The 21,184-nt window shown below is 64.7% G+C and carries 18 protein-coding genes and 1 pseudogene; 11 read left to right on the top strand and 8 right to left on the bottom strand.

Annotated elements, in window-relative coordinates; translation table 11 throughout:
* Positions 1-234: 234 nt before the first annotated feature.
* The 4 genes from M1B35_RS25570 to M1B35_RS25555 form a co-directional block, all read right to left on the bottom strand.
* Positions 235-636, bottom strand: coding sequence for an ExbD/TolR family protein (locus M1B35_RS25570; protein ID WP_123328978.1), 402 nt, complete (start codon positions 634-636; stop codon positions 235-237).
* A gap of 1 nt (position 637) precedes the next feature.
* Positions 638-1,363 (bottom strand): MotA/TolQ/ExbB proton channel family protein, encoded by a 726-nt coding sequence (locus M1B35_RS25565; RefSeq protein WP_123328976.1) that lies wholly within the window; start codon positions 1,361-1,363, stop codon positions 638-640.
* A gap of 80 nt (positions 1,364-1,443) precedes the next feature.
* Positions 1,444-2,256 carry an energy transducer TonB gene (locus M1B35_RS25560; protein ID WP_123328974.1) on the bottom strand — a complete coding sequence of 271 codons (813 nt, stop codon included), beginning with the start codon at positions 2,254-2,256 and terminating at the stop codon, positions 1,444-1,446.
* Positions 2,257-2,559: 303 nt separating this feature from the next.
* On the bottom strand, positions 2,560-3,414 hold the full coding sequence (locus tag M1B35_RS25555; protein ID WP_268263432.1) for a LysR family transcriptional regulator: 855 nt from the start codon (positions 3,412-3,414) through the stop codon (positions 2,560-2,562).
* Between the two features lie 193 nt (positions 3,415-3,607).
* Here M1B35_RS25555 and M1B35_RS25550 point away from each other — a divergent pair, with 193 nt between their 5' ends.
* From M1B35_RS25550 to M1B35_RS25530, 5 genes are all read left to right on the top strand, one after another.
* Positions 3,608-4,069 carry a nucleoside deaminase gene (locus M1B35_RS25550; RefSeq protein WP_268263433.1) on the top strand — a complete coding sequence of 154 codons (462 nt, stop codon included), beginning with the start codon at positions 3,608-3,610 and terminating at the stop codon, positions 4,067-4,069.
* Positions 4,056-5,276 (top strand): CynX/NimT family MFS transporter, encoded by a 1,221-nt coding sequence (locus M1B35_RS25545; RefSeq protein WP_268263431.1) that lies wholly within the window; start codon positions 4,056-4,058, stop codon positions 5,274-5,276. Before M1B35_RS25550 ends, M1B35_RS25545 begins: the two co-directional genes overlap by 14 nt.
* 101 nt (positions 5,277-5,377) lie before the next feature.
* Positions 5,378-5,839 carry an SMI1/KNR4 family protein gene (locus tag M1B35_RS25540; protein WP_268263430.1) on the top strand — a complete coding sequence of 154 codons (462 nt, stop codon included), beginning with the start codon at positions 5,378-5,380 and terminating at the stop codon, positions 5,837-5,839.
* Positions 5,836-6,186 carry a hypothetical protein gene (locus M1B35_RS25535; RefSeq protein ID WP_123328968.1) on the top strand — a complete coding sequence of 117 codons (351 nt, stop codon included), beginning with the start codon at positions 5,836-5,838 and terminating at the stop codon, positions 6,184-6,186. Before M1B35_RS25540 ends, M1B35_RS25535 begins: the two co-directional genes overlap by 4 nt.
* A gap of 54 nt (positions 6,187-6,240) precedes the next feature.
* Positions 6,241-6,567, top strand: coding sequence for a hypothetical protein (locus M1B35_RS25530; protein WP_268263429.1), 327 nt, complete (start codon positions 6,241-6,243; stop codon positions 6,565-6,567).
* 46 nt (positions 6,568-6,613) lie between these two features.
* Here the strand turns inward: M1B35_RS25530 and M1B35_RS25525 are convergent, their stop codons facing one another.
* Together M1B35_RS25525 and M1B35_RS25520 are read right to left on the bottom strand one after the other, a co-directional pair.
* A complete protein-coding gene (locus M1B35_RS25525; RefSeq protein ID WP_123328964.1) occupies positions 6,614-7,957 on the bottom strand; it encodes an aryl-sulfate sulfotransferase in 1,344 nt (447 codons plus the stop codon).
* Positions 7,958-8,020: 63 nt separating this feature from the next.
* A complete protein-coding gene (locus M1B35_RS25520; protein WP_268263428.1) occupies positions 8,021-10,393 on the bottom strand; it encodes a TonB-dependent receptor in 2,373 nt (790 codons plus the stop codon).
* Positions 10,394-10,548: 155 nt separating this feature from the next.
* Here M1B35_RS25520 and M1B35_RS25515 point away from each other — a divergent pair, with 155 nt between their 5' ends.
* On the top strand, positions 10,549-11,493 hold the full coding sequence (locus tag M1B35_RS25515) for a LysR family transcriptional regulator (protein WP_123328960.1): 945 nt from the start codon (positions 10,549-10,551) through the stop codon (positions 11,491-11,493).
* 339 nt (positions 11,494-11,832) lie between these two features.
* Positions 11,833-13,449: an alkaline phosphatase family protein gene (locus M1B35_RS25510; RefSeq protein ID WP_268263427.1), complete on the top strand. Its 1,617-nt coding sequence runs from the start codon at positions 11,833-11,835 to the stop codon at positions 13,447-13,449.
* Between the two features lie 127 nt (positions 13,450-13,576).
* On the opposite strand, the gene M1B35_RS25505 is transcribed toward M1B35_RS25510, so the two are convergent.
* A complete protein-coding gene (locus M1B35_RS25505; RefSeq protein WP_268263426.1) occupies positions 13,577-14,482 on the bottom strand; it encodes a TauD/TfdA dioxygenase family protein in 906 nt (301 codons plus the stop codon).
* A gap of 183 nt (positions 14,483-14,665) precedes the next feature.
* On the opposite strand from M1B35_RS25505, the gene M1B35_RS25500 reads away from it, so the two are divergent.
* Positions 14,666-15,586 (top strand): LysR family transcriptional regulator, encoded by a 921-nt coding sequence (locus tag M1B35_RS25500; protein WP_123328954.1) that lies wholly within the window; start codon positions 14,666-14,668, stop codon positions 15,584-15,586.
* Between the two features lie 75 nt (positions 15,587-15,661).
* Here the strand turns inward: M1B35_RS25500 and M1B35_RS25495 are convergent, their stop codons facing one another.
* The gene (locus M1B35_RS25495; RefSeq protein WP_268263425.1) at positions 15,662-16,684 is read right to left on the bottom strand and encodes an ABC transporter substrate-binding protein; all 1,023 of its coding nucleotides are present in this window, start codon (positions 16,682-16,684) and stop codon (positions 15,662-15,664) included.
* 342 nt (positions 16,685-17,026) lie between these two features.
* Here M1B35_RS25495 and M1B35_RS25490 point away from each other — a divergent pair, with 342 nt between their 5' ends.
* The 3 genes and pseudogenes from M1B35_RS25490 to M1B35_RS25480 all read left to right on the top strand — a co-directional run bounded on the left by M1B35_RS25490 (position 17,027) and on the right by M1B35_RS25480 (position 21,073).
* Positions 17,027-18,622 (top strand): ABC transporter permease, encoded by a 1,596-nt coding sequence (locus M1B35_RS25490; RefSeq protein ID WP_268263424.1) that lies wholly within the window; start codon positions 17,027-17,029, stop codon positions 18,620-18,622.
* On the top strand, positions 18,619-19,434 hold the full coding sequence (locus M1B35_RS25485) for an ABC transporter ATP-binding protein (protein ID WP_123328949.1): 816 nt from the start codon (positions 18,619-18,621) through the stop codon (positions 19,432-19,434). The genes M1B35_RS25490 and M1B35_RS25485 overlap by 4 nt, the downstream gene beginning before the upstream one ends.
* A 27-nt stretch (positions 19,435-19,461) precedes the next feature.
* Positions 19,462-21,073, top strand: a pseudogene (locus M1B35_RS25480) (arylsulfatase).
* The last annotated feature ends 111 nt before the right edge of the window (positions 21,074-21,184 follow it).

The following is a 21,184-nucleotide window of genomic DNA, read 5'->3' as shown; positions in this document are numbered from 1 at the left end:
GTGTCAGGTAGAGCGTTGGCCCACGCAGCCATCGCCGAGAGCCGAAAATCCCCCCTCGTAGGAGCCGGCTTGCCGGCGATCAGGTCACCCAGCCTTGCACCGCCCTGCAGGACGCCATCGCTGGCAAGCCAGCGCCTACAACGGGGGGGTGGGCGTAGGTTTGGGGCGGGCATAAAAAAAGGGCCGCACCCTGCCAAGGAGACGGCCCGAAAAGTCGTGGCTTGTTGCTCGGTGTCAGCGCGCGGTAATCACCGACAGTTTGGTGATGCCCGCCCGCTCGATGGACGCCATGGCTCGCGCCACTTCGCCGTAGTTCACCCCGTCGTCGGCCTGCAATTGCACGCGCACGTCCGGGTCTTTGGCCTTGGCCGCCTGGAGGTTGAACTCCAGCAGGTCGGCCTGGATTTCATCCTTGTTGATAAATACCTTGCCAGCGCCGTCGATGCTCACCACCAGCGGGTCTTTCTGCTCCACCGGGGCCACGGCCTCGGTCTTGGGCAGGTTAATGGGAATAGCGTTGGTCAACAGCGGCGCGGTGACGATAAACACCACCAGCAGCACCAGCATCACGTCCACCAGCGGCGTGACGTTGATCTCGCTCAGCACCTCATCGCTGTCTTGGGTGGAGAAGGCCATATCAGGACGCCTCCTTCACTTTCTGCGCGCTGCCCTGGGCGGCCGCCTTGTGCGCCGTCGGGTGGATCAGCACGCGGAACGAACTCTTCTGCGCCAGGCTGTAGAAGTCATGGGCAAAGTCATCGAGGTCGGCGGCGGTCAGCTTCAGGCGGCGCAGGAAGTAGTTGTAAACCAGCACCGCCGGTACCGCGACCGCGATCCCCACGCCGGTGGCGACCAACGCCGCACCGATCGGCCCGGCCACGGTTTCCAGGCTTGCGGAGCCCGCCGCGCTGATGCCTTTAAGGGCTTCCATGATCCCCCACACGGTGCCGAACAGGCCGATAAAGGGCGAGGTGCTGCCGATACTGGCGACCACCGCGAGGCCGGTTTCCAGGGAACGTCGCTCACGCACGATCTGCTGGCGCAGGGCGCGCTCAAGGCGGTCCTGATGGTTAATGGCCTGGCTCAGGTCGGCGGCATGGGGCGCATCACCAACCTGGATCGCGGCGTAACCGGCCTGGGCCACACGGGCGGCAGCGCCAGGGTGGGTTTCGCTCAGCTCGGCCGCCGAATCCAGGCTGGAGGCCGCCCAGAACTGTTTATGAAACTTGCGATCCTGGGCCTTGAGACGGGCGAACTGCACGCCCTTGAGCAAAGCCAGGCCCCAGGTGGCGACGGAAAAGACCACCAGCAGCCAGATCACCGCGCTTTCGATGGATTCCAGTGGAGATGCCAGTAACGTCATGATGTGTTCCCTCTGTGTAAGCGTTTAGCGCGAATTAGGAGCCGGTTGGCCGGCAATAGCGGTGTGCAGGGCACAGCGCATCAATGAATCTTGAAATCGATGGGTACGCTGACCCAGCCGTCCTGGGCCACATCGCCCTGCTTGGCCGGCACGAAGCTCCAACGCTTCACCGCCGCCAGCGCGGCATCGTCGAGCTGCTGGCGACCGCTGCTTTTCTGAACCTGGATCTCACCCGGCTTGCCGCTGGCCAGTACATGCACCCGCAACAGCACCGTGCCTTCCCAACCGCGACGCTGGGCCAGGGACGGGTACTCCGGCGCCGGGTTCTTCAGGTACGCGGCGTTGGCCGAAGCCGGGGTCACCGGGGCCGGAGCCGGCGGTGCAGGTGGCGCAGGAGCAGCCACCGGCGGCGCGGGCTGAGGCGGCGCGGCTTGCTGCACCGGCTTGGGCGCAGGTTTTGGCTCAGGCTTGGGCACGGGCTTGGGTTTTGGCTTTGGCACCGGCTTGGGCGGTGGCGGCTTGACCGCCAACTCGTCTTCCACGGGCGGCGGAGGCTCGACCACCGGCTGCACGGGTTGCGGTGGCGGCGGTTCCACCACCGGCGGTGCCGGCTGGGAAAACTCGATGGTCATCGGCGGAATTTCCGGCGGCACGATCGGCAGCACCGGCGTCGGTTTCTGGCTGACCCAGAAGATCACCGCGCCGTGCAGCAACAGTGCAACCACGCCCAGCAAGATCGCCTCACGACGGCGCAACACCCCCTTCGGGGTTCTCTGCAGTCGCAACTGGCCCAGCGGCGAGCGGTGGGGCCGGCCGAGGTCGACCAACTCGCCGCTCGGTGCCTGGCGCCATAGCACCTCTTGGGCACTGGCGGCGGTCTGGACTTTGCCCATTGATTAACTCCCTACGGTCTTTTGCGAATAACCCGACAGCGGCGCCTGACACCCCCCGCGTAACGCTGTCGCGGAGTGAATGATCGACGCCACAGGCTTATCCCTTAAAGTAATCTTTAAGGCTGCATATAGATCGAAATGGAATATTTGAACTCAACGAATCGGGCAAAGCCCCGTGGATCAAGGGCTCCAGAGCAGGCACAAAAAACCGATGCTTTGCGCGCATTAAAAGTATTCCCGCAAGGCATCAGAAAACCGCCTGCGGGTGCCGGCCCAGAGCCCTGCCCCAGGCCGTTGCGCCTCTTACCTCGATGCGCCCGTGGCTCCCAGCACCCGCAACTGCTCTTGCAATGCCTTGCCGGCCTGGCTCAAGCCCGCGGCGGCATACAGCGCCAGGCGCACGCCCTGGATGTCCGGCAAGCCACTGTCGGCGCCCAGTACCCGATGTTCCGCCGTGACCACCCGCACCGGCAGCAGGCTGATGCCCAGTCCCGCCGCTACCGCCGAGCAGACGCTGGCCAGGCTGGCGCTGGAATAGCCGATGCGCCAACGCCAGCCGCCGGCCTCCAGGTGCTGCAGCATCTCCTGGCGGTACAAGCCGCCGACGGGAAACGCCACCAAGGGCAAGGGGTCACGAGCAAACGCCGGATTGCCACGGCTGTCGACCCAGCACAACGGCTCGGGCCAGGACACCAGGCAGTCGTCGCTGTGGCCCATCTGCTTGACCAGCAACAGGTCGAAATCGCCTCGGCGATACCCGCGCAGCAACTCCGGGCCCAGGCCACTGGTGACCTCCAGGCGCACCCCGGGGTGTTCCTGGCCAAAGCGCGAAAGCAGGGGCATCAGGCGCTCGGCGGCAAAATCCTCCGGCACCCCCAGGCGCAGCACGCAATCGCTTTGCTGGTTACTCAGCACATCACTGGCTTCGGCGTGCAGCGCCAGGATGCGTCGGGCATAAGCCAGCAGGCGCTCGCCTTCGGTCGTGGCCACCACCCGCCGCTGATCACGGTCCAGCAACGGGCAGCCCAGGTTCTGCTCCAGCCGGCGTACTTGCTGACTGACAGTGGACTGGGTGAGGTTCAGGCGCTCGGCGGCGCGGGTGAAATTCTGGCAATCGGCGACCGCCACAAAGGTGCGTAACAACACGGGATCCAGCATGGGTTTCACCATTACAGATGCCACTGCTTGGCATGCTTATATTTAATTTCAGAATACTTTAGCGCTTCACCATACTCGGCCCCTATTCCCAGGCACAGCCTGTCGGCGGCCGGGCGGCCAGGGCTTTGCAACAGACGCCGCCAGACGGCGATCGCGCGACGCTGGCGCCCACTGAAACGGAGAACACATGACCCTGCATGACGATCAACACTACCTGCAGCGAGCCGTGGACCTGGCCAGGGACAATGTCGCCCGGGGCGGCCGGCCATTTGGCGCGGTGCTGGTTCGCCAAGGCCAGGTGCTGGCCGAGGCGGTGAATGAAATCCACCTGACCCAGGACCCCACCGCCCACGCCGAGATGCTGGCGATCCGCAGTGCCAGTCGCCAGTTGGGCCCACGCCTGGAGGGCTGCGTGATCTACGCCAGCGGCCAGCCCTGCCCCATGTGTTTGAGCGCCATGTACCTGAGCGGCGTATCGCGGGCCGTGTTCGCCGCCGACAATCGACTGGCCGAAGGGTTTGGCCTGTCCACCGCAGGGATCTACCAACAATTGAGTCTGGCGCCCGAGGCCCGGCAATTGCCCGTGGAGCATCTGCCGCACGCGGCGATGGCAACCCTCTACCAGGCCTGGCAGGTGCAGCATGAGCCAGGCTAAACCTTCCCTGACCGGGCTTGGCGGCTGGGCCCTGCTGCTGGCCCTGGGCTTGAACCTGCGGCCGATCCTCAGCTCCATCAGCCCCCTGCTCAATGACATTCGCGGCGCCACCGGCATGAGCTTCCAGAGCAGCGCCTGGCTCACCAGCCTGCCGGTGATCTGCATGGGCCTGGTGGCGTTGCTGGGCGTGCGCCTGGAAGCGCGCCTGGGGGAACGTCGCGGCGTGGCCCTGGGCCTGCTGCTGATTCTCCTGGCATGCCTGGCCCGGCTGTTGGTGGGCCAGGCCGCCGCCCTGTTGCTGGCCACGGCCCTGCTGGGCGGTGCCGGGGTGGCGTTGATCCAGGCCTTGGTGCCGGCGCTGATCAAGCGTCAGTTCCAGCAGCGGGTGGCGCTGGCCATGGGGGTCTACTCGGCCGCCTTGATGGGCGGCGGTGGCCTGGCGGCGCTGATCAGCCCAGTGGTCGCCCAGCACTTCGACCACTGGCAAGCGGGCCTGGGTATCTGGCTGCTGCCGGCCCTGGCGGCGTTGCTGCTCTGGTGGGGCATGCCCCTGGCTGCTGGCCCCAGGCACACCGGCAGCGCTCCGGCGGCCCGGCTCTGGGGCAATCGTCGGGCCTGGTTGCTGGCGCTGTACTTTGGCCTGGTCAATTGCGGCTACATGAGCATGGTGGCCTGGCTGCCGGCCTACTACCTGCAACTGGGCTGGAGTGCGACCCAGAGCGGTTCGCTGCTGGCCTTCATGACCATCTTCCAGGTCATTGCTGCCTTGCTGATGCCAGCCCTGGCCCAACGCAGCATTGATCGCCGCCCGCTGCTGAGCATCAGCCTGGGCGCCCAGGCCCTGGGGTTCAGCGGCCTGGTGCTGTGGCCGCTGCAAGCGCCGCATCTGTGGGTGGCGCTGGTCGGCTTCGGCCTGGGCGCCTGCTTTGCCCTGAGCCTGATCCTGACCCTCGACCATCGCCGCGATCCACGCCAAGCCGGGCAACTGGCGGCCTTTGTCCAGGGCGTGGGTTTTTTGATCAATGCCGTGTCGCCATGGATGAGCGGCTGGCTGCGCGAACTCACCGGCAGCTTCGTCAGCGCCTGGTGGGTGTTGACGGTCATCGTGTTGAGCATGCTGGTGCTGACGCGGGTGTTCAGCCCGGCCAGCTATCGCCACGCCCCCGAGGCGGCCACGCCCGGGCCGGCGCTGGAAGCCGGCCGCTAAGCCTGCGAGGTCGCTGATGCCCGTCACCGGGCTTACACAGCGACCGTCATCACGCCTACAATTCGCGCCCAACGAACGCCCGGTCCAGCAGGATCGGGCGCGTGGCAGACGAATTCAAAGGCGGGGTGCCGGCAATGACCATGGACTGGAAAACCTGGGGGATCGAAGCGGGCTCATCGGTGGATGAGGCGGTCATTGCCCTGGTGCAGCAACACCTCGGCGTGAACCTGCCGCCGCTGTACCTGGACCTGGTCAGCTACGCCAACGAGGCGTCGCCGGAGTGGTCGACCTTCGACTACGGCGGCCAGCAAACCTGCATCAGCGAGTTCTTCAAATTCACCGCGCAGGCCGAGCCCTATTCGTTGCTGTGGTACGCCACCGGCCAGCGTGTAGCGGGGCTGGCGCCAGGCCTGATCCCCATCGCCCGAGACGCCGGCGATCAACTGGTGTGCCTGAACACCACTGGCGCCGCCATCACCGTGGCGCTGTTTGCTCCCGACAGCGGACACACCTACCCGGTGGCCGCCGACTTCCAGCAATTTGTCGAGCAATGGCGCCCATGAGAAAACGTCCCCCACTCCAGTACTCGCTGCAAGCCCTGCGCGTGCCCAGCGGCTGGACCATCACCCTCAACAACCTGTTTGACGTGGAGCTGACGCCCGACACCGCCCACTGGTTCAGCAGCTCGGTGTTGCTGGGAGGCTGCCGCCGCAGCACCGGTTACTGCTTCGATTCCCGGGTCGAACCCGAAGGCGACCCCGAGGGTGAATTCGTCGTCGAGTTCCTGACCCTCCGCTACGACAAGCATCAGCAACCGATTCAGCATTCGGAGGTGTTCCTGGAGGAATTCAGGACCCGCAGCAAAGCCGAGTACATCGCACGCATCGAGCGCTACATGCTTGAGCATTGAGCACCGAACGTTGATCACTGAGCGAACGCTGCGCTCCCCACAAGGCTTGCCCCGATGAAATGCATCGTCGTGCCCACCACCGCCGAAGCCATGGAACGCCTCGATCTGGACCAGTGCCTGCCCGGGGATCTGTTGGAGTGGAAACTGTCTGCCCAGGACTATGCCGCGCTCTGCGACAGTGGGGTGTTCAGCGCCCTGAACCAGGCCCTGGGGATTCTGATCGACGACTACGAAGACGCCGCGATTCAAGGGCAGGCGGCGCTGAGCCTGGCCCTGGCGACCGTCTCGCCAATCGTGGGCGAGGCCGCGCTGGGTCAGCAGTGGGTGCAGTTGAATCGAACAGCCCTGGCGTACAACACCGGGCTGTTCTTTTACTTCTAGGGCCCAGGCCCGACCACGCCCGCAGGCCGCCCCGTAGCCCTCGGGATCAACGGCTGGCGTTGGTGGGTTGCAGGCTTTGCGACGGGGCGAGCACCGCGGTTTCGGAGCGCGGCGTGCCCTTGGGCACCCAGTCGTAACTCACCGGCAAGGCGCGGTACACCCAGTTGCTGATGGCGTCGCTGCCCGGGGCCTTGCCCAGGTAAGGGCTGACGTATTCCCAGACAATGTCCCCCCCCTGGGTGACCTGGAAGAAGCGCCCGTTCATGCCTTCGTCAATCAAGGTGTTGCCGTTGGGCAAACGCCGCGCGCTGCTGATGAACGAACTGTAAAAGGCCCAGCCCGGCTGCTTGGAGTTGGCGGCGGTGTATTGCCAGACGATTTCATTCTTGATCGGGTCGATTTCCAGCACCCGCGAACCGGCGATCAGCCCCAAGGGCACCGAGGGGTAACCGGCCGAACCCTGGTTATCGAACACCAGCAAGTGGCCCGCGCCCGGCAAGCCGGCGGGGATGATATGGGCATCGTGCTGACCGACAAACTGGTCCACCGGGCGCGGCAGTTGCCCGGCGGTTTTCGGGTTGATCGGCGGCAGGTTCGGCCCCAGGCGCCAGACCACCTTGCCGCTGTGTTTGTCGAGGATGGCGACGAAGTTGGCGTTGCGTGAATCAATCAACAGGTTGTCCGGGGCGAAGCGTTGGTCACCGGCATCGAACCAGCGGTTGGGGCCCACCACGCTGAGGTTGTTGATGTGCAGGTAGTCCGGGTTGTCGCTGGCGTGCACCAGCTTCAACTGCGCTGCGGTGAAGCCGAATTCCTTGAGGTGCTCGGACGCCAGCCATTGCCATTTCACCGCGCCGTCGGGGCTGACTTCATAGATCACATCATCGATCACCTGAGGCACCTTGAAGCCCGCCACCTTGTGCACCTTGTTGGCCAGCACCAGGGTATTGCCGTTGCTCAGGCGACGCTGGTCATGATGCTGCTGGGCAGCACCGCCCGGCGCCTGGTCGCCCCACTGCCAGACCACCTGGCCGTCCCAGTCCAGCTCGCCGACGCTCTGATTGCCCAGGCCGTTGCCGGCCGAACCGAGCTTGCCGGGGTCTTTGTCCTTGAGCTGCAACAGCACTCGGCCGCGTTCACCGCCCACCAGTTGCGGGTCGATGATGGCCGAAGGAAAGCCCGACTGCGGCCAGGTCTTGACCGCGTTGCCGTTCATGTCGATGAGGTGGGTCTGTTTGTCGGCGCCACTGAAAATCACGTACTGGTTATAGGCCTTGGCCGGGTCGTAACGGGTCACGCCGGTGGGGTAGACACTGGGCGCCGCCAGGGCATTGGCGGCCAGCACGGCGCCGCCCAACAGCAAAGGTAAAGCGGTTTTGATGCGCAACATGGGGTCACTCCTGTGCGGTTCGAACCGCGCCGCACAACGCGGCGCGGGCAGCATGCAGCGGTCTTAGAAGTCGTAGCGGCCGGTCACGCCCAAGGTCCGTGGAGTGCCCAGCAAGCCCTCGTAGGCGCCGTTGGAGCCGGTCCAGAGGGTGGTGTAGTAGGTCTTGTCGAAGGCGTTTTTCAGCCACAGCGAGACGTCCCACTGACCTTGCTCGTAGTCGCCACGCAAGCCGGTGGACAGGTTGACCACGGCGTAGCTGGGGATCTGCCCGTAGTCGGAATCCTCGACGGTGCCCACCGCCTTGGAACGGAAGGCGTAGCTGGCGGTGACGTATTCCTCGAGGCCGTTATCCAGGTTCCATTTGTATTCGCCGTTGGCGTTGGCGATCCATTTCGAGGCCCCCACCACTTGGTGGCCGCTGAGGTCGCAAGACGCCGGCGCCCCAGGCCGCAGGCTGACTTCCGGCGGGCACGGCGCGTCCTTGTACGACAGGTAGCGCACGTCGTTGTACGAGCCGTTGAGGTTGAGGGTCAGCCCACGCAGCGGCACCAAGGTGCTTTCCACTTCCACCCCGCGCGAGCGCACCGAACCGGCGTTGGTCAGGTACTGCACGCGGTTGGCGTCGTCATAGGCGTTGGTCTGGTAGCCGTTGACCTGGGTCCAGAACAGGTTGGCGTTGAGCTGCAGGCGCCGGTCCCACAGGGTGCTCTTGAAGCCCAGCTCAGCATTGTTGGCCCGCTCCGTGCCGACCAGCAGCGAGTCGGCGCCTGCCGTGGGCGCCGTGCCCACCGCGAGGTTGACCCCGCCGGACTTCTCGCCGTGGGACAAGGTGGCGTAGCCCAGCAGGTCATCGGTAAAGCGATAGCTGAGGTTCAACAACCCCGAAGGGCTGGTGCTGTATTGGTTCAGGTCACCGGAGTCGTAGGCGCCGGCGCGACCCTGGCGCACGGCAGCGGCAGCACCGGCCACCGCAGCGCCACCCACCGGCGCGTTACGGCTGACCCAGGCGCTCTTCTCTTCATAGGTCCCGCGCAACCCGGCGGTGAAGTCCAGGCGCTCGGTGAGGTGCCAGGTGCCCTGGGCAAACAGGGCGAAGCTGTCGGTGCTGATGTGCCCGTTGCCGACACTGCTGACGTTGGCCAGGGCGCCGGCAGGAGTGCCGTTCCATACATCCGCCTGGGGTCCGTAGTAACTGAAGGCCTTGTTGTCCAGGTCGGAACCGAAGTAGTAGGCGCCCAGCACGTAGTCGAAGAAGCCGCCGCTGGGCGAGGCCAGGCGGAACTCCTGGGACCACTGTTTATCCTCCACCGACACGCCACCGTTACGCAGGGCGGGCACATTCAGGCCATCGTCGTTGCGCGGGGTGAAGTTCCACCAGCGGTAGGAGCTGACCGAGGTCAGGGTGAAGTCGCTGGGCAGGGTCCAGTTGGCCTCCAGCGAAGTGCCGCCCTGGAACACCGTCACCTGCTGGTCGCTGTCCAGGTTGACCTTGCGCTTGGAGCCGTCGACCAGGGTTGCGCCGGCCGCTGCCGCCCGGGTTTCGTAACGGTTGACGCCGTTGATGGTCGGCCCGGTGCTGTACAGCACCCGGGTGCCGGCGCTGGAATCCTCTTCGTTGTAGTCGCCGATCCAGCGCAGGTTGAAGTCCTCGTTGGGCTTGTACAGCAACTGCCCGCGAAAGCCCTGGCGCGATCCGCCGTTAAGGTCGTGACCGTTGTATTCGTTCTTGATGTCGCCGTCGCTGCGGGTGCGATAGGCCGAAAAACGCCCCGCCAGTTCATCGTTCAACGGCCCGGAAATGGTGCCCTTGGTCTGGAAGTAGCCGTCCTCGCCCACCGAGGTTTCGATGCTGCGTTCCGGGGTGAAGCTCGGTGCCCGGGTGTTGATGTTGATCACCCCGGCGGTGGTGTTCTTGCCGAACAGGGTGCCCTGGGGCCCGCGCAGCACTTCCAGCTGCTCGATGTCCATCAGGTCGAACACCGCCATGCCCGGGCGACCCAGGTAGACGTTGTCGATGTACAGCCCGACGCTGCCTTCCAGGCCGTCGCTGGCCGGGTTGTTGCCCAGGCCGCGGATCGACACGCTGGACTGGCGCGCATGCATGTAGGCGACGTTGACGCTGGGCACCAGCTGTTGCAGGTCCTGGATGCGATAGACCCGCTGGCTTTCCAGGGCCTGGCCACCGATCACGCTCATGGGGGTCGGTACGTTCTGGGCGCTTTCTTCGCGACGGCGGGCGGTGACGGTCACGGTTTCCAACTGGTCACCCGACGCTTTGCTCTTGGCCGGCGCGGCCTGGGCCGGGCTCTCGGCCGGGGCTTCGACCTCGGCGGCATATGCCTGGGACCAACCGGCACTGCCGGCCAGCAACAGGGCCAGCGGCAGGCGCTTGAGCCGCCGAGGGGAAAGAGGTGAGGCAAGGTGCAACGGGCTCATGGGGCGGCTCCTGGTCAGAAAATATACAGAACCGTATATTCCTTAAAGTTATTTATTTATGTTTTTACAAAGATTTACTGCATAAGAGATTGCCTTTATAAGGAGTCCACCTAATGCATAGCCAATGCATTTCCCCGATATTTTTAATGTGAAAAATGCATATCGACTTGCGCCAGCTCCGACACTTCATCGCCCTCGCTGAACAGCGCAGCTTTGTCGCGGCGGCCATGGCGGTGAACCTCTCGCAATCGGCCTTCAGCCGCAGCATCCAGGCACTGGAACACAGCGTCGGCTGCCAACTGGTGGATCGCGGACGCAAGGACCTGGCGCCGACCAAGCAGGGGCAGGTGCTGCTGGAGCACGCGCGGCGGCTGGTCAGCGGCGCGCAGCAGATGGCCAACGAGATCAGCCAGTTCAATGGCCTGGAGGCCGGTGAGTTGCGCTTCGGCTGCGGCCCGGCACCGGCTTCGGGGCTGATCCCGCGGGCCATCGGCCACTTTATCGGGCGCTACCCCAAGGCCCGGGTGCAATTCCAGGTGGATGACTGGCAGAGCCTGAGCAAACGCCTGCTGAGCGAGGAGTTCGAATTCTTTGTCGCCGATACCCGGTATTTCGAGGCCAACCCGGATTACCTGACCCAGCGCCTGCGCCCGCGCAAATGGCATTTCTGCTGCCGCGCCGGCCACCCTCTGGCCGGCCGCGACAGCGTCAGTGCGGCGGAGCTGATGAGCTACCCGCTGGCAGTGACCATCCGCCCGCCGAACCTGCGCAAGGTCATCGTCGACCTCAGCGGCCGCCCGGACTTCACGCCCAATGTGGAGTGTGAAAACAGCTACAGCCTGCTGGGCGTGGTGCTGCGTTCGGACGCCATCGGCATCGTCGGCTCCTACAGCGATGCGCTGCACCACGCCAAGGGCGAGTTGGTGTGCTTGAAGATCGACGAACTGGCCGATGACCTGGAAGAGCTCTACACCCGCTACGGCATCGTCAGCCGCGCCGGCTACCGGTTATCGCCACTGGCCGAAGCGATGATCGAAGAAATCAAACGCACCGACGAACTCGACGAAGACATCTGCACCCTCGACAACCTCGCCGTCTGACCCAGCGCCAGGCAGGAGCCGGCTTGCCGGCGATGAGGCCCTCGGGTTTTGCATCGCTCTCAAGGCCGCTATCGCTGGCAAGCCAGCTCCTACAAGGGTGGGGTTTGTGGGGATGGCGCCTGTGCACACGACCCACCGTAGGAGCCGGCTTGCCGGCGATGAGGCCCTCGGGTTTTGCATCGACCTCAAGGCCGTTATCGCTGGCAAGCCAGCTCCTACATAAGGTGGGGTTGGGTTGGGGTGTTGCGTAAAACGCATCGAAAGTATTCGGCAAATGCGCTTGCTGAAAGGCACCGCCGGAGGCGAAAAACGTCGCCTGTCTTTTGTTCGGTGAACACCATGTCCAATGCCCCAAAACCCCTACGCAATGTGCTGTACATCATGTGCGACCAACTGCGACGGGATTACCTGTCGTGCTACGGCCATCCGCACTTGCACACGCCGAACATCGATCGCCTGGCCGCCGCCGGGGTGCGCTTCAGCCGCGCCTACACCCAGGGCACCATTTGCGGCCCGTCGCGGATGTCGGCCTACACCGGGCGTTATGTCAGCAGCCACCAGGTGGCCTGGAACGCCGTGCCCCTGCCCCTGGAAGAACTGACCCTGGGCGATTACCTGCGGCCCCACGGCATCCGCACCGCGCTGGTGGGCAAGACCCACGCCACGGCGAACATCGATGCCTTGCAACGCCTGGCGATCAACCCCGACAGCGAGCAGGCCGAAGCCTTGAACGAGGTGGGCTTCGAAGCCTATTTCCGCCATGACGGCATCTACCCCGACGACCCGGTGTTCGACGATAAACGCGAGTCCGCGCCCTACACCCATTACCTGCGCGACCTCGGCTACGACGGCCGCAACCCTTGGCACGACTGGGCCAACGCGGCGGCCGGCGAGCAAGGCGAGATCCTCAGCGGCTGGAAGATGCGCAACGCCCATTTGCCGGCCCGCGTGGCCGAGGCGCATTCGGAAACGGTCTACACCACCGAGCGCGCCATGGACTTCATCAGCGAACAGGGCGAGCAGCCCTGGTGCCTGCACCTGTCCTACATCAAGCCCCATTGGCCTTACCTCGCCCCGGCGCCCTATCACGCGCTGTACGGTGCCGAGCAGGTGCTGCCGGCGGTGCGCGCCGAAGCCGGCGAGGCCAGTGACCACCCGGTGTACAACGCCTTTCGCCAGCACGAAGAGAGCCTGAATTTCTCCCGGGACGAGGTGCGCCTGAACGTGGTGCCGACCTACATGGGCCTGATCAAGCAGGTGGACGATCAACTGGGCCGCCTGTTCGATTTCCTCCAGAGCAATGGCCGCTGGGATGACACCCTGATCGTCTTCACCAGCGACCATGGGGATTTCCTCGGCGACCACTACCTCGGGGAAAAAGAGTTTTTGCTGGAGCCGGCAGTGGGCGTGCCCCTGATTGTGCGCGACCCACGGGCAGCCGCGGACGGCAGCCGGGGCAGCGTGGATGAGCGCCTGGTGGAAACCATCGATGCGCTGCCCACCTTCCTCGAGGCCCTGGGCCTGCCAGGGGCGGAACACCGGCTGGAAGGCCGCTCACTGATTCCGCTGTTGCACGGCACCGCCGAGCACTGGCGCCGCTACGCCATCAGCGAATACGACTACGCCTTCCAGGCGCCGGCACGGGAGCGCCTGGGGCAGGCCATCGACCGCTGCCGCATGACCATGGTGCGCAGCGAACGCTGGAAGTACCTGGCCTACGACGGCTTCCGCCCGCAGCTGTTCGACCTGATCAACGACCCGCAGGAACTGCATGACCTGGGGGCCGACCCGGCGTATGCGGCGGTACGCGAAGAACACCTGGGCTACCTGTTCGAATGGCTACGCGGCCTGAAACGCCGCACCACCATCAGCCACCAGGAAATCGACCTGCGAGGCCAGCGCTTCCGCTACGGCGAACCGGAGAGCGAAAAGCTGGTGCAGATCGGCGTCTGGTAAACCATCCCCCTTAACGCAAAAACGGGACGCCGCGCGTCCCAGGTGGGATTACCACGCACAGCGTGGTAACCAGGGTGGTGAGGTGCTCTGCGCTCCGCGCCCTTTGCCAGCGACGCGGAGCCGAGGGTCAGAGGCCGCGGGTGGTTTGGCTGCGCTGACCGTGGACGCCCACCGGAACGTCGCCCTTGAGGGTCACGCGGCGTACCACGCGGTCCTGGGTGCCGTAGTCGTCCACGGCGTAGTGCTGGGTCGAGCGGTTGTCCCAGATCGCCACGTCACCGGCGTTCCAGCGCCAGCGCACGGTGTTTTCCAAACGGGTTACATGGCTCTGCAACAGGTTGAACAGGTGCGCCGAATCGGCCTGGGAATAGCCCTTGATGCGTTTGACGAAATGCCCCAGCACCAGGCTCTTTTCGCCGCTTTCAGGGTGTACGCGGACGAGCGGGTGCTCGGTCTCGAACACGGTGGAGGTGAAGACTTTGCGGTAGCGCTCCAACTTTTCCGCCGAGACGTCCGGCTTGGCCGAGGCGTAGTCGTATTCGTTGCTGTGCACCGCCCAGAGCTTGTCCGCCAGGTCCCGCAGTTCTGCCGACAGCTCGTTGTAGGCCGTGGCGGTGTTGGCCCAGACCGTGTCGCCACCGGAAGCCGGGGCCACCACCGAACGCAGGATCGAGGCCTTGGGGTAGGCGTCGACGAAGGTCACGTCGGTGTGCCAGGAGTTGGCCCGCTGGCCTTCGGCACCGTCCAGTTCCAGCAGGTAGCGGGTGCCGTCACGCACCGGTACGGTCGGGTGCGCCACCGGCTCGCCCAGCAGGTGGGAAAAGGCTTCCTGGCTCTGGTCGTCGAGGTGGTTCTGGCCACGGAAGAACACCACCTTGTACTGCAGCAGCGCCTGCTGGATGGCTTCAACGGTGGCGGCGTCGAGGGCGCCGGAGAGTTGCACGCCACGGATCTCGGCACCTATACGGCCGGCGACCGGGTGGATATCAAGGGCGTGGACAGCGGGTTTAACGGCTAATGCGGCATGGCTCATCGGGAAGACCCTCATCGGACGACTGGCGGTTTAGGCGGCAGCGAAACAACGCTCTATCTATATTCAATTTAGATCTAATAGATATTTGCATGCTTCGTTGACGGAATAAGAGCTTGCATTTAAAACCTCACTCCTCACTGTCGCAAATGCCTTCGGGCTATTTTTTGGATGCCGGGAAAGCATATGGATCTTCGCCAATTGCGCTACTTCATCGCCCTCAACGAACACCGCAGTTTTGTGCGTGCGGCGGACGCCATGGGCATCACTCAGCCGGCGTTCAGCCGCAGCATTCAGGGGCTGGAACAGGAGTTCGGCTGCGTGCTGGTGGACCGTGGCAACAAGGACCTGCGCCCCACGCCTGAAGGCCAGGTGGTGCTGCAACACGCCCTGACCCTGGTCCAGGGCGCCGCCTTGCTGAGCAGCGAAGTGAGCCAGATGACCAAGCTCGACGCCGGCGAATTGCGCTTCGGTTGCGGCCCGGCGCCGGCGGTGAAACTGGTGCCCGACGCGGTGGCGCAGTTCACCAATGCCCACCCCAAGGTGCGCACCTGCTTCCAGGTGGATAACTGGGAAAAACTCAGCCGCAGCCTGAGCCGCGAAGAGATCGAATTCTTCATCGCCGACATCCGCCATTTCGAAGCCGACCCGAACTTCCAGACCCAGGCCCTGACGCCCAAGCGTGGGGTGTTTTTCTGCCGCCCGGGGCACCCGCTGCTGGCCAAGGAAAGCCTGTCCACCAACGACATGTTCGACTACCCGCTGGCCACCACCCTGATCCCCCCAGGGATTCGCAAGCTGCTGGCCAACCTCAGCGGGCGCATGGATTTTTCCCCGACCATCGAGACCGAACACTTCCCGGCGCTGGTGAAAATCGTGCGCCAGTCCAACGCCATCGGCGTCGGCACCGCAGAGTCGTTCAGCGAAGACATCGAGCAGGGTTCGCTGGCGCTGCTGCACTGGCGCAACCTGCCGCAGAACATCGAGGTGTTGAACGCCCGTTGCGGCATTGTCAGCCGCACCGGGTTTCGCTTGTCGCCGGCAGCGCGGGCAATGATTGAAGTGCTGGTGGCTGTGGATAAACCGGAACAAAGCATCGCCGTGTGAAACAGCATCGCCGGCACAACCGCCCCCCGCAGGAGCCGGCTTGCCGGCGCTCGAATCAACCTCGATAACGTTGTTTTACAGGGCCGCCGCAGCCAATGATGGCTGCACCCAATCGCTGACCTTGAACGGCTTGCGAATCAGCCGCTGCTGGGACGCCAGGTCGACTTTTTCCTGCAGGGTGCCGAGGAAGGCGGGGTCCAGGGTCGAAGGGAAGACTTCCGCCAGGTTCTGGTCCTGCAGGTCCTGCTGCAAGATTTGCGGCGGGTAACTGGCCAGGCCCGAGACCAACTGGATGTAAGCCTCTTTGTTGCTCTCCTGGGTCAGCCATTGCACGGCCTGTTGCTGAGCCTTGAGCAGTTTGTCCACCACCTCGGGGTGGGCGTCGACAAACTTGCCGGACCCCACCAACACGCTCTGGATACTCCCGGCGCCCCCCAGGTCCTTGGTGTTCAACGGCAGCTCGGCCAGGCCCTTGATTCGCAACGAGGCCAGGCCGCTGCTGCCCCAGGAGGCATCGATCTGTTTGGCCGCCAGGGCCGCTACCGCCGCCGAGAAGTCGAGGTTGACGATTTTCAGGTCCTTTTCGCTGAGGCCCTGGCTGGCCAGGGCGGCATCCAGCGACAACTGGGTGGCGGTGCCACGGAACACGGCCACGCGCTTGCCCTTGAGGTCTTGCAGGGTCTTGATGCCGGAGCCCGGCACTACACCCAGGTATTGCTTCACACCCCGGGCCGTGGCGCTGAGCAGCCGGGTGTCGAGGCCGTTGGAACGGCCGATGATGGCCGCCAGGTCACCGAGGTAGGCGAAGTCCACCTGGTCGTTGGCAAAGGCTTCATTGATGACCGGGCCTGCGCCCTTGAAAAAACTCCACTGGACCTTGATGCCCTGGTCGGCAAAGGCCTTCTCGAAAATCTGCTGCTGGCGCAACACATCCACCACCCCGCCGCCACTGTGCTGGGTGCCGGCACTGAGGTCGGGCACGGCGATGCGGATCTCCTTGACCTCGGCGGCCTGGGACAGCAGCGGCAGGCAGCCCAGCAGCCCCGCCAGGGCCGGAGCGGCAAAGAGGCTGATGACACGTTTAAAAGGAAGGTTCATGGGTACGGCTCCTGCTGCATCGGGCGTTGAGGTGCAGAAGGTAGGCGCTGAAGGGATCAACACTTAAATACTATAAATTCACATTTTAATAACTTAATCGAATAAACCAGCGAACACGCGGCTCTGCGCGGGTTATGCATAAACAGCATCGAAAATATTCTTCAAATGCATTGGATGCGCGCCAGCGAGAAGCCTTAAATGGCCCTTCTTATCTCCCAATAGCATTGATAAGTTTTTTAATAGATCACAAAAGCATATTGCAGGCATCGCTCCGGCGCCGCTCCCTCAAGCGGACCGCCAGCGCCCGCAAGGCCGTGCCGAACCCGACGACGGAGGTCATTCATGGCCCGTGTTTCTCTCCTCAGTTTGCCCCTGGCGGCACCGACGTCCGGGCGCCTCCAGTGGCCTGTGATCAGCCAGCGCGTGCTGCCCTGGATTCTGCCCCTGGCCCTGTTCGGCCTGTGGTGGCTGGCCAGCCATCAGCACTGGATGAGCGAGCAGATCCTGCCCGCGCCGAGCCTGGTCTGGAGCAGCGCCGTGGAGCTGTTCTCCGGCGAATTGTGGAGCCACTTGTGGATCAGCCTGCAGCGGCTGTTCTGGGGCTTGCTGGCCGGTATCAGCGCCGGGGCCATACTGGGCGGTGCCCTGGGTTTCAGCCGGCGCCTGGAGCGCCTGGTGTTCCCGATCTTCAGCGCCCTGGCGCAGATTCCCACCCTGGCGTGGATCCCGCTGTTCATGGTGTTTTTCGGCATCGGCGAAGTGCTCAAGCTGGTGGTGCTGGTCAAGGCCATCGTGGTCCCGGTGACCCTGCACACCCTGGTGGGCGTGCGCGATGCCCAACCCAAGCTGCGCGAGGCGGCGGCGGTGTTGCGCTTGCCGCCGCGCCTGCTGATCCGCCGCCTGGTGCTGCCCGCCGCCCTGCCGGCCTTCATGGCCGGGGTACGCCTGGCCCTGGCTGCCGGCTGGACCTCACTGCTGGCGGTGGAGCTGCTGGCCTCCAGTGAAGGCATCGGCTACCTGATGGTCTGGGCCCGCCAACTGTTCATGCTGGACATCGTCTTCGTCTGCATCCTGGTCATCGGGGTGATCGGCGTGACCATGGACCGCAGCATCAGCCTGCTGGACAAGAAACTGGTGCACTGGCCGCACCCGGCCACCGCCGAGATCCGCCGCGGCCCACGCTACGCCGGCTGGCAGCGCCTGCAACCGTGGATCCTGCCCGTAACCCTGCTGGCCCTGTGGCAAGTGGCGACGGCTCAGGAATGGGTCGACAGCCAAATCCTCATCAGCCCCCTGGCGGTGCTCGACACGACTTGGAGCGGTTTGCTGGACGGCAGCCTGCTGGGTGGCCTGGGCCTGAGCCTGGGGCGCACCCTCGGCGGGTTGATCCTCGGCGGCAGCCTGGGGTTCGGCCTGGGCCTGTTGCTGGGCCTGTCGCGGACCAGTGAGCGCCTGCTGGGCCCAACCCTGGCGGCGATCCGTCAAATCGCCATCTTCGCCTGGGTGCCATTGCTCACCGCCTGGTTCGGCCTGGGGGAACTGGCCAAGTGGGTGTTTGTCGGCCTGGCCGCGTTCTTCCCATTGTTTATCGCCACCCAGCGCAGTGTCGCCAACCTCTCGCCCCAACTGGCGGAAGCCGCCCAGGTGCTGCGCCTCAACCTCTGGCAACGGCTGCGGCGCCTGGTGCTGCCCGGGGCCGCGCCGGGGATTTTTGCCGGCCTGCGCCTGAGCCTGATCTACGCCTGGCTGGGCACCATCGGCGCCGAATATTTCATGCCGTCCAACGGCGGCATCGGCAGCCAGATGATCGGCGCCCAACAACTGATGCGCATGGACCTGATCATGGCCGGCATGCTCCTGGTGGGCCTGACCGGCGCCCTGCTCAACCTGATCGGCCAACACCTCGAAATCCGCGCCACCCGCTGGAGACATGCATGAACGCGCCCTTGGTCAGCTTCAATCACGTAGGCAAAACCTTCGACGTCGCCGGTGGCGAGCTGGAGGCCATCCGCGAATTCAACCTGGAGATCGCCGAGGGTGAATTCGTGGCCATTGTCGGCTCCAGCGGCTGCGGCAAATCCACCCTGCTGCGCTTGCTGATCGGCCTGGACACGGCCTTTCGCGGTGAGATCCGAGTCGACGGCAAAGCCGTCAGCGGCATTGGCGGCGAACGCGGCATCGTGTTCCAGGAACACCGGCTGTTCCCCTGGCTGACGGTGGAAGACAACATCGGCCTGGGGCTGGTCAACGAGCCGTTGAGCGCTCAGGACAAGGCGCAACGGGTCCGCGAGTTTATCGAGTTGGTGGGCCTGACCGACTTCACCCGCGCCTACCCGCACCAACTGTCCGGCGGCATGGCGCAACGGGTGGCCATCGCCCGCGGCCTGGTGGCCAGCCCACGGATCCTGTTGCTCGACGAACCCTTCGGCGCCCTCGATGCCCTGACCCGCCAGCAGATGCAGGACGAGCTGCTGGCGATCCGCGAGCGGGCGAAAATCACCACGGTGCTGGTCACCCACGATGTGGAAGAAGCGATTTTCCTCGCCGACCGCGTGGTGGTCATGGAACCGCGCCCGGGGCGGATCAAGCGGGTGGTGGACATCGCCCTGCCCCACCCACGCCAACGCAGCAGTTTCGACTTCCACCAGTTGCGCGAAGAACTGCTCCATGAACTGACCAGCGACGATCACTACCAGGCCCCGGCGCCGGTGCAGATCCGCGACTTGCCACTGACCTTTATCGCTTGCTGACACTGCCTGCCACACGAGGGTGATTCGATGCCGCAACGTCCCAACTTTTTGGTCATCCTGGCCGACGACCTGGGCTTCTCCGACCTGGGGGCGTTTGGCGGCGAGATCGCCACGCCGAACCTCGACGCCCTGGCGTTCAACGGCCTGCGCCTGACGGATTTCCACACCGCGCCCACCTGTTCGCCGACTCGCTCGATGCTGCTCACCGGCACCGACCACCACATCGCCGGCATCGGCACCATGGCCGAGGCGCTGACCCCGGAGCTGATCGGCAAGCCAGGCTACGAGGGTCATCTCAATGACCGCGTGGTGGCTCTGCCTGAGCTGCTGCGCGAGGCCGGCTACCAGACCCTGATGAGTGGCAAATGGCACCTGGGCCTGACTGCGGAACTGGCGCCCCATGCGCGCGGGTTCGAGCGTTCGTTCTCCCTGCTGCCTGGGGCGGCCAACCATTACGGCTTCGAACCGACCTATGACGAACAGACCCCGGGGCTGCTCAAGTCGACCCCGGCGCTGTACATCGAGGACGACCGCTTCGTTGAGCAGTTGCCTGAGGATTTCTATTCCTCCGACGCCTTCGGCGACAAGCTGCTGCACTACCTCAAGGAGCGCGACCAGAGCCGGCCGTTTTTCGCTTACCTGCCCTTCTCGGCGCCCCACTGGCCGTTGCAGGCACCGGCAGAGGTGGTCGCCAAATACCGCGGGCGTTACGACGCCGGCCCCCGAAGTGCTGCGCCTGGAGCGCCTGGAAAAACTCAAGGCCCTGGGGCTGATTGAGGCGGACGTGGAGCCTCATCCGCTGGTGGGCCTGAGCGCCGAATGGGCGGCCTTGAGCGATGCGCAACGCCAGGTGTCGGCGCGGGCCATGGAGGTCTACGCGGCGATGGTCGAGCGCATGGACTGGAACATCGGCCGGGTGGTGGATTACCTGCGCCGCCAGGGCCAGCTGGACAACACCTTTATTCTGTTCATGTCCGACAACGGGGCCGAAGGCGCGCTGCTGGAGGCCTTCCCGAAGTTCGGCCCGGAGCTGCTGACGTACCTCAACCAGCATTACGACAACAGCCTGGAGAACATTGGTCGCGCCAATTCCTACGTCTGGTACGGCCCGGCCTGGGCCCAGACCGCCACGGCGCCGTCACGGTTGTTCAAGGCCTTCACCACCGAAGGCGGGATTCGCGTGCCGGCGCTGGTGCACTACCCGCAGTTGAGCCTCAAGGGCCAGATCAGCCACGGTTTTGGCACGGTGATGGACATCACCCCGACCATTCTCGACCTGGCCGGCGTGCGCCACCCCGGCAAGCGCTGGCGCGGCCGAGACGTGGCGCCGTTGCGGGGTAAATCGTGGCTGGGCTTTCTCTCCGGCGAAACCGCCCAGGTGCATGACGAACACACGGTGACCGGCTGGGAACTGTTCGGCCGCCGGGCAATTCGCCAGGGCCAGTGGAAGGCGGTGTACATCCCCGGCCCCGTGGGCCCGGCCACCTGGCAGCTGTATGACCTGAGCCAGGACCCAGGGGAAATTCACGACCTGGCCCAAAGCCAACCGGACAAACTCGCCACCCTGATCGAGCATTGGCAGCGCTACGTGGAAGAAACCGGAGTGATCCTCAGCGAATCGCCGTTCCAGCCCGATTGAGCCAACCCTTGCCGGCGACGAGGCCCTTGGATTTTGCGGCGCTCTCAGGGGCGCCATCGCTGGCAAGCCAGCTCCTACAGCCATCCGACCAACGCGGCCCTTGCCGGCGAT

It is taken from the genome of Pseudomonas morbosilactucae (genome assembly GCF_023241665.1).
GTDB classification, from domain to species: domain Bacteria; phylum Pseudomonadota; class Gammaproteobacteria; order Pseudomonadales; family Pseudomonadaceae; genus Aquipseudomonas; species Aquipseudomonas morbosilactucae.
This window is presented reverse-complemented; position numbering and strand designations above follow the sequence as displayed.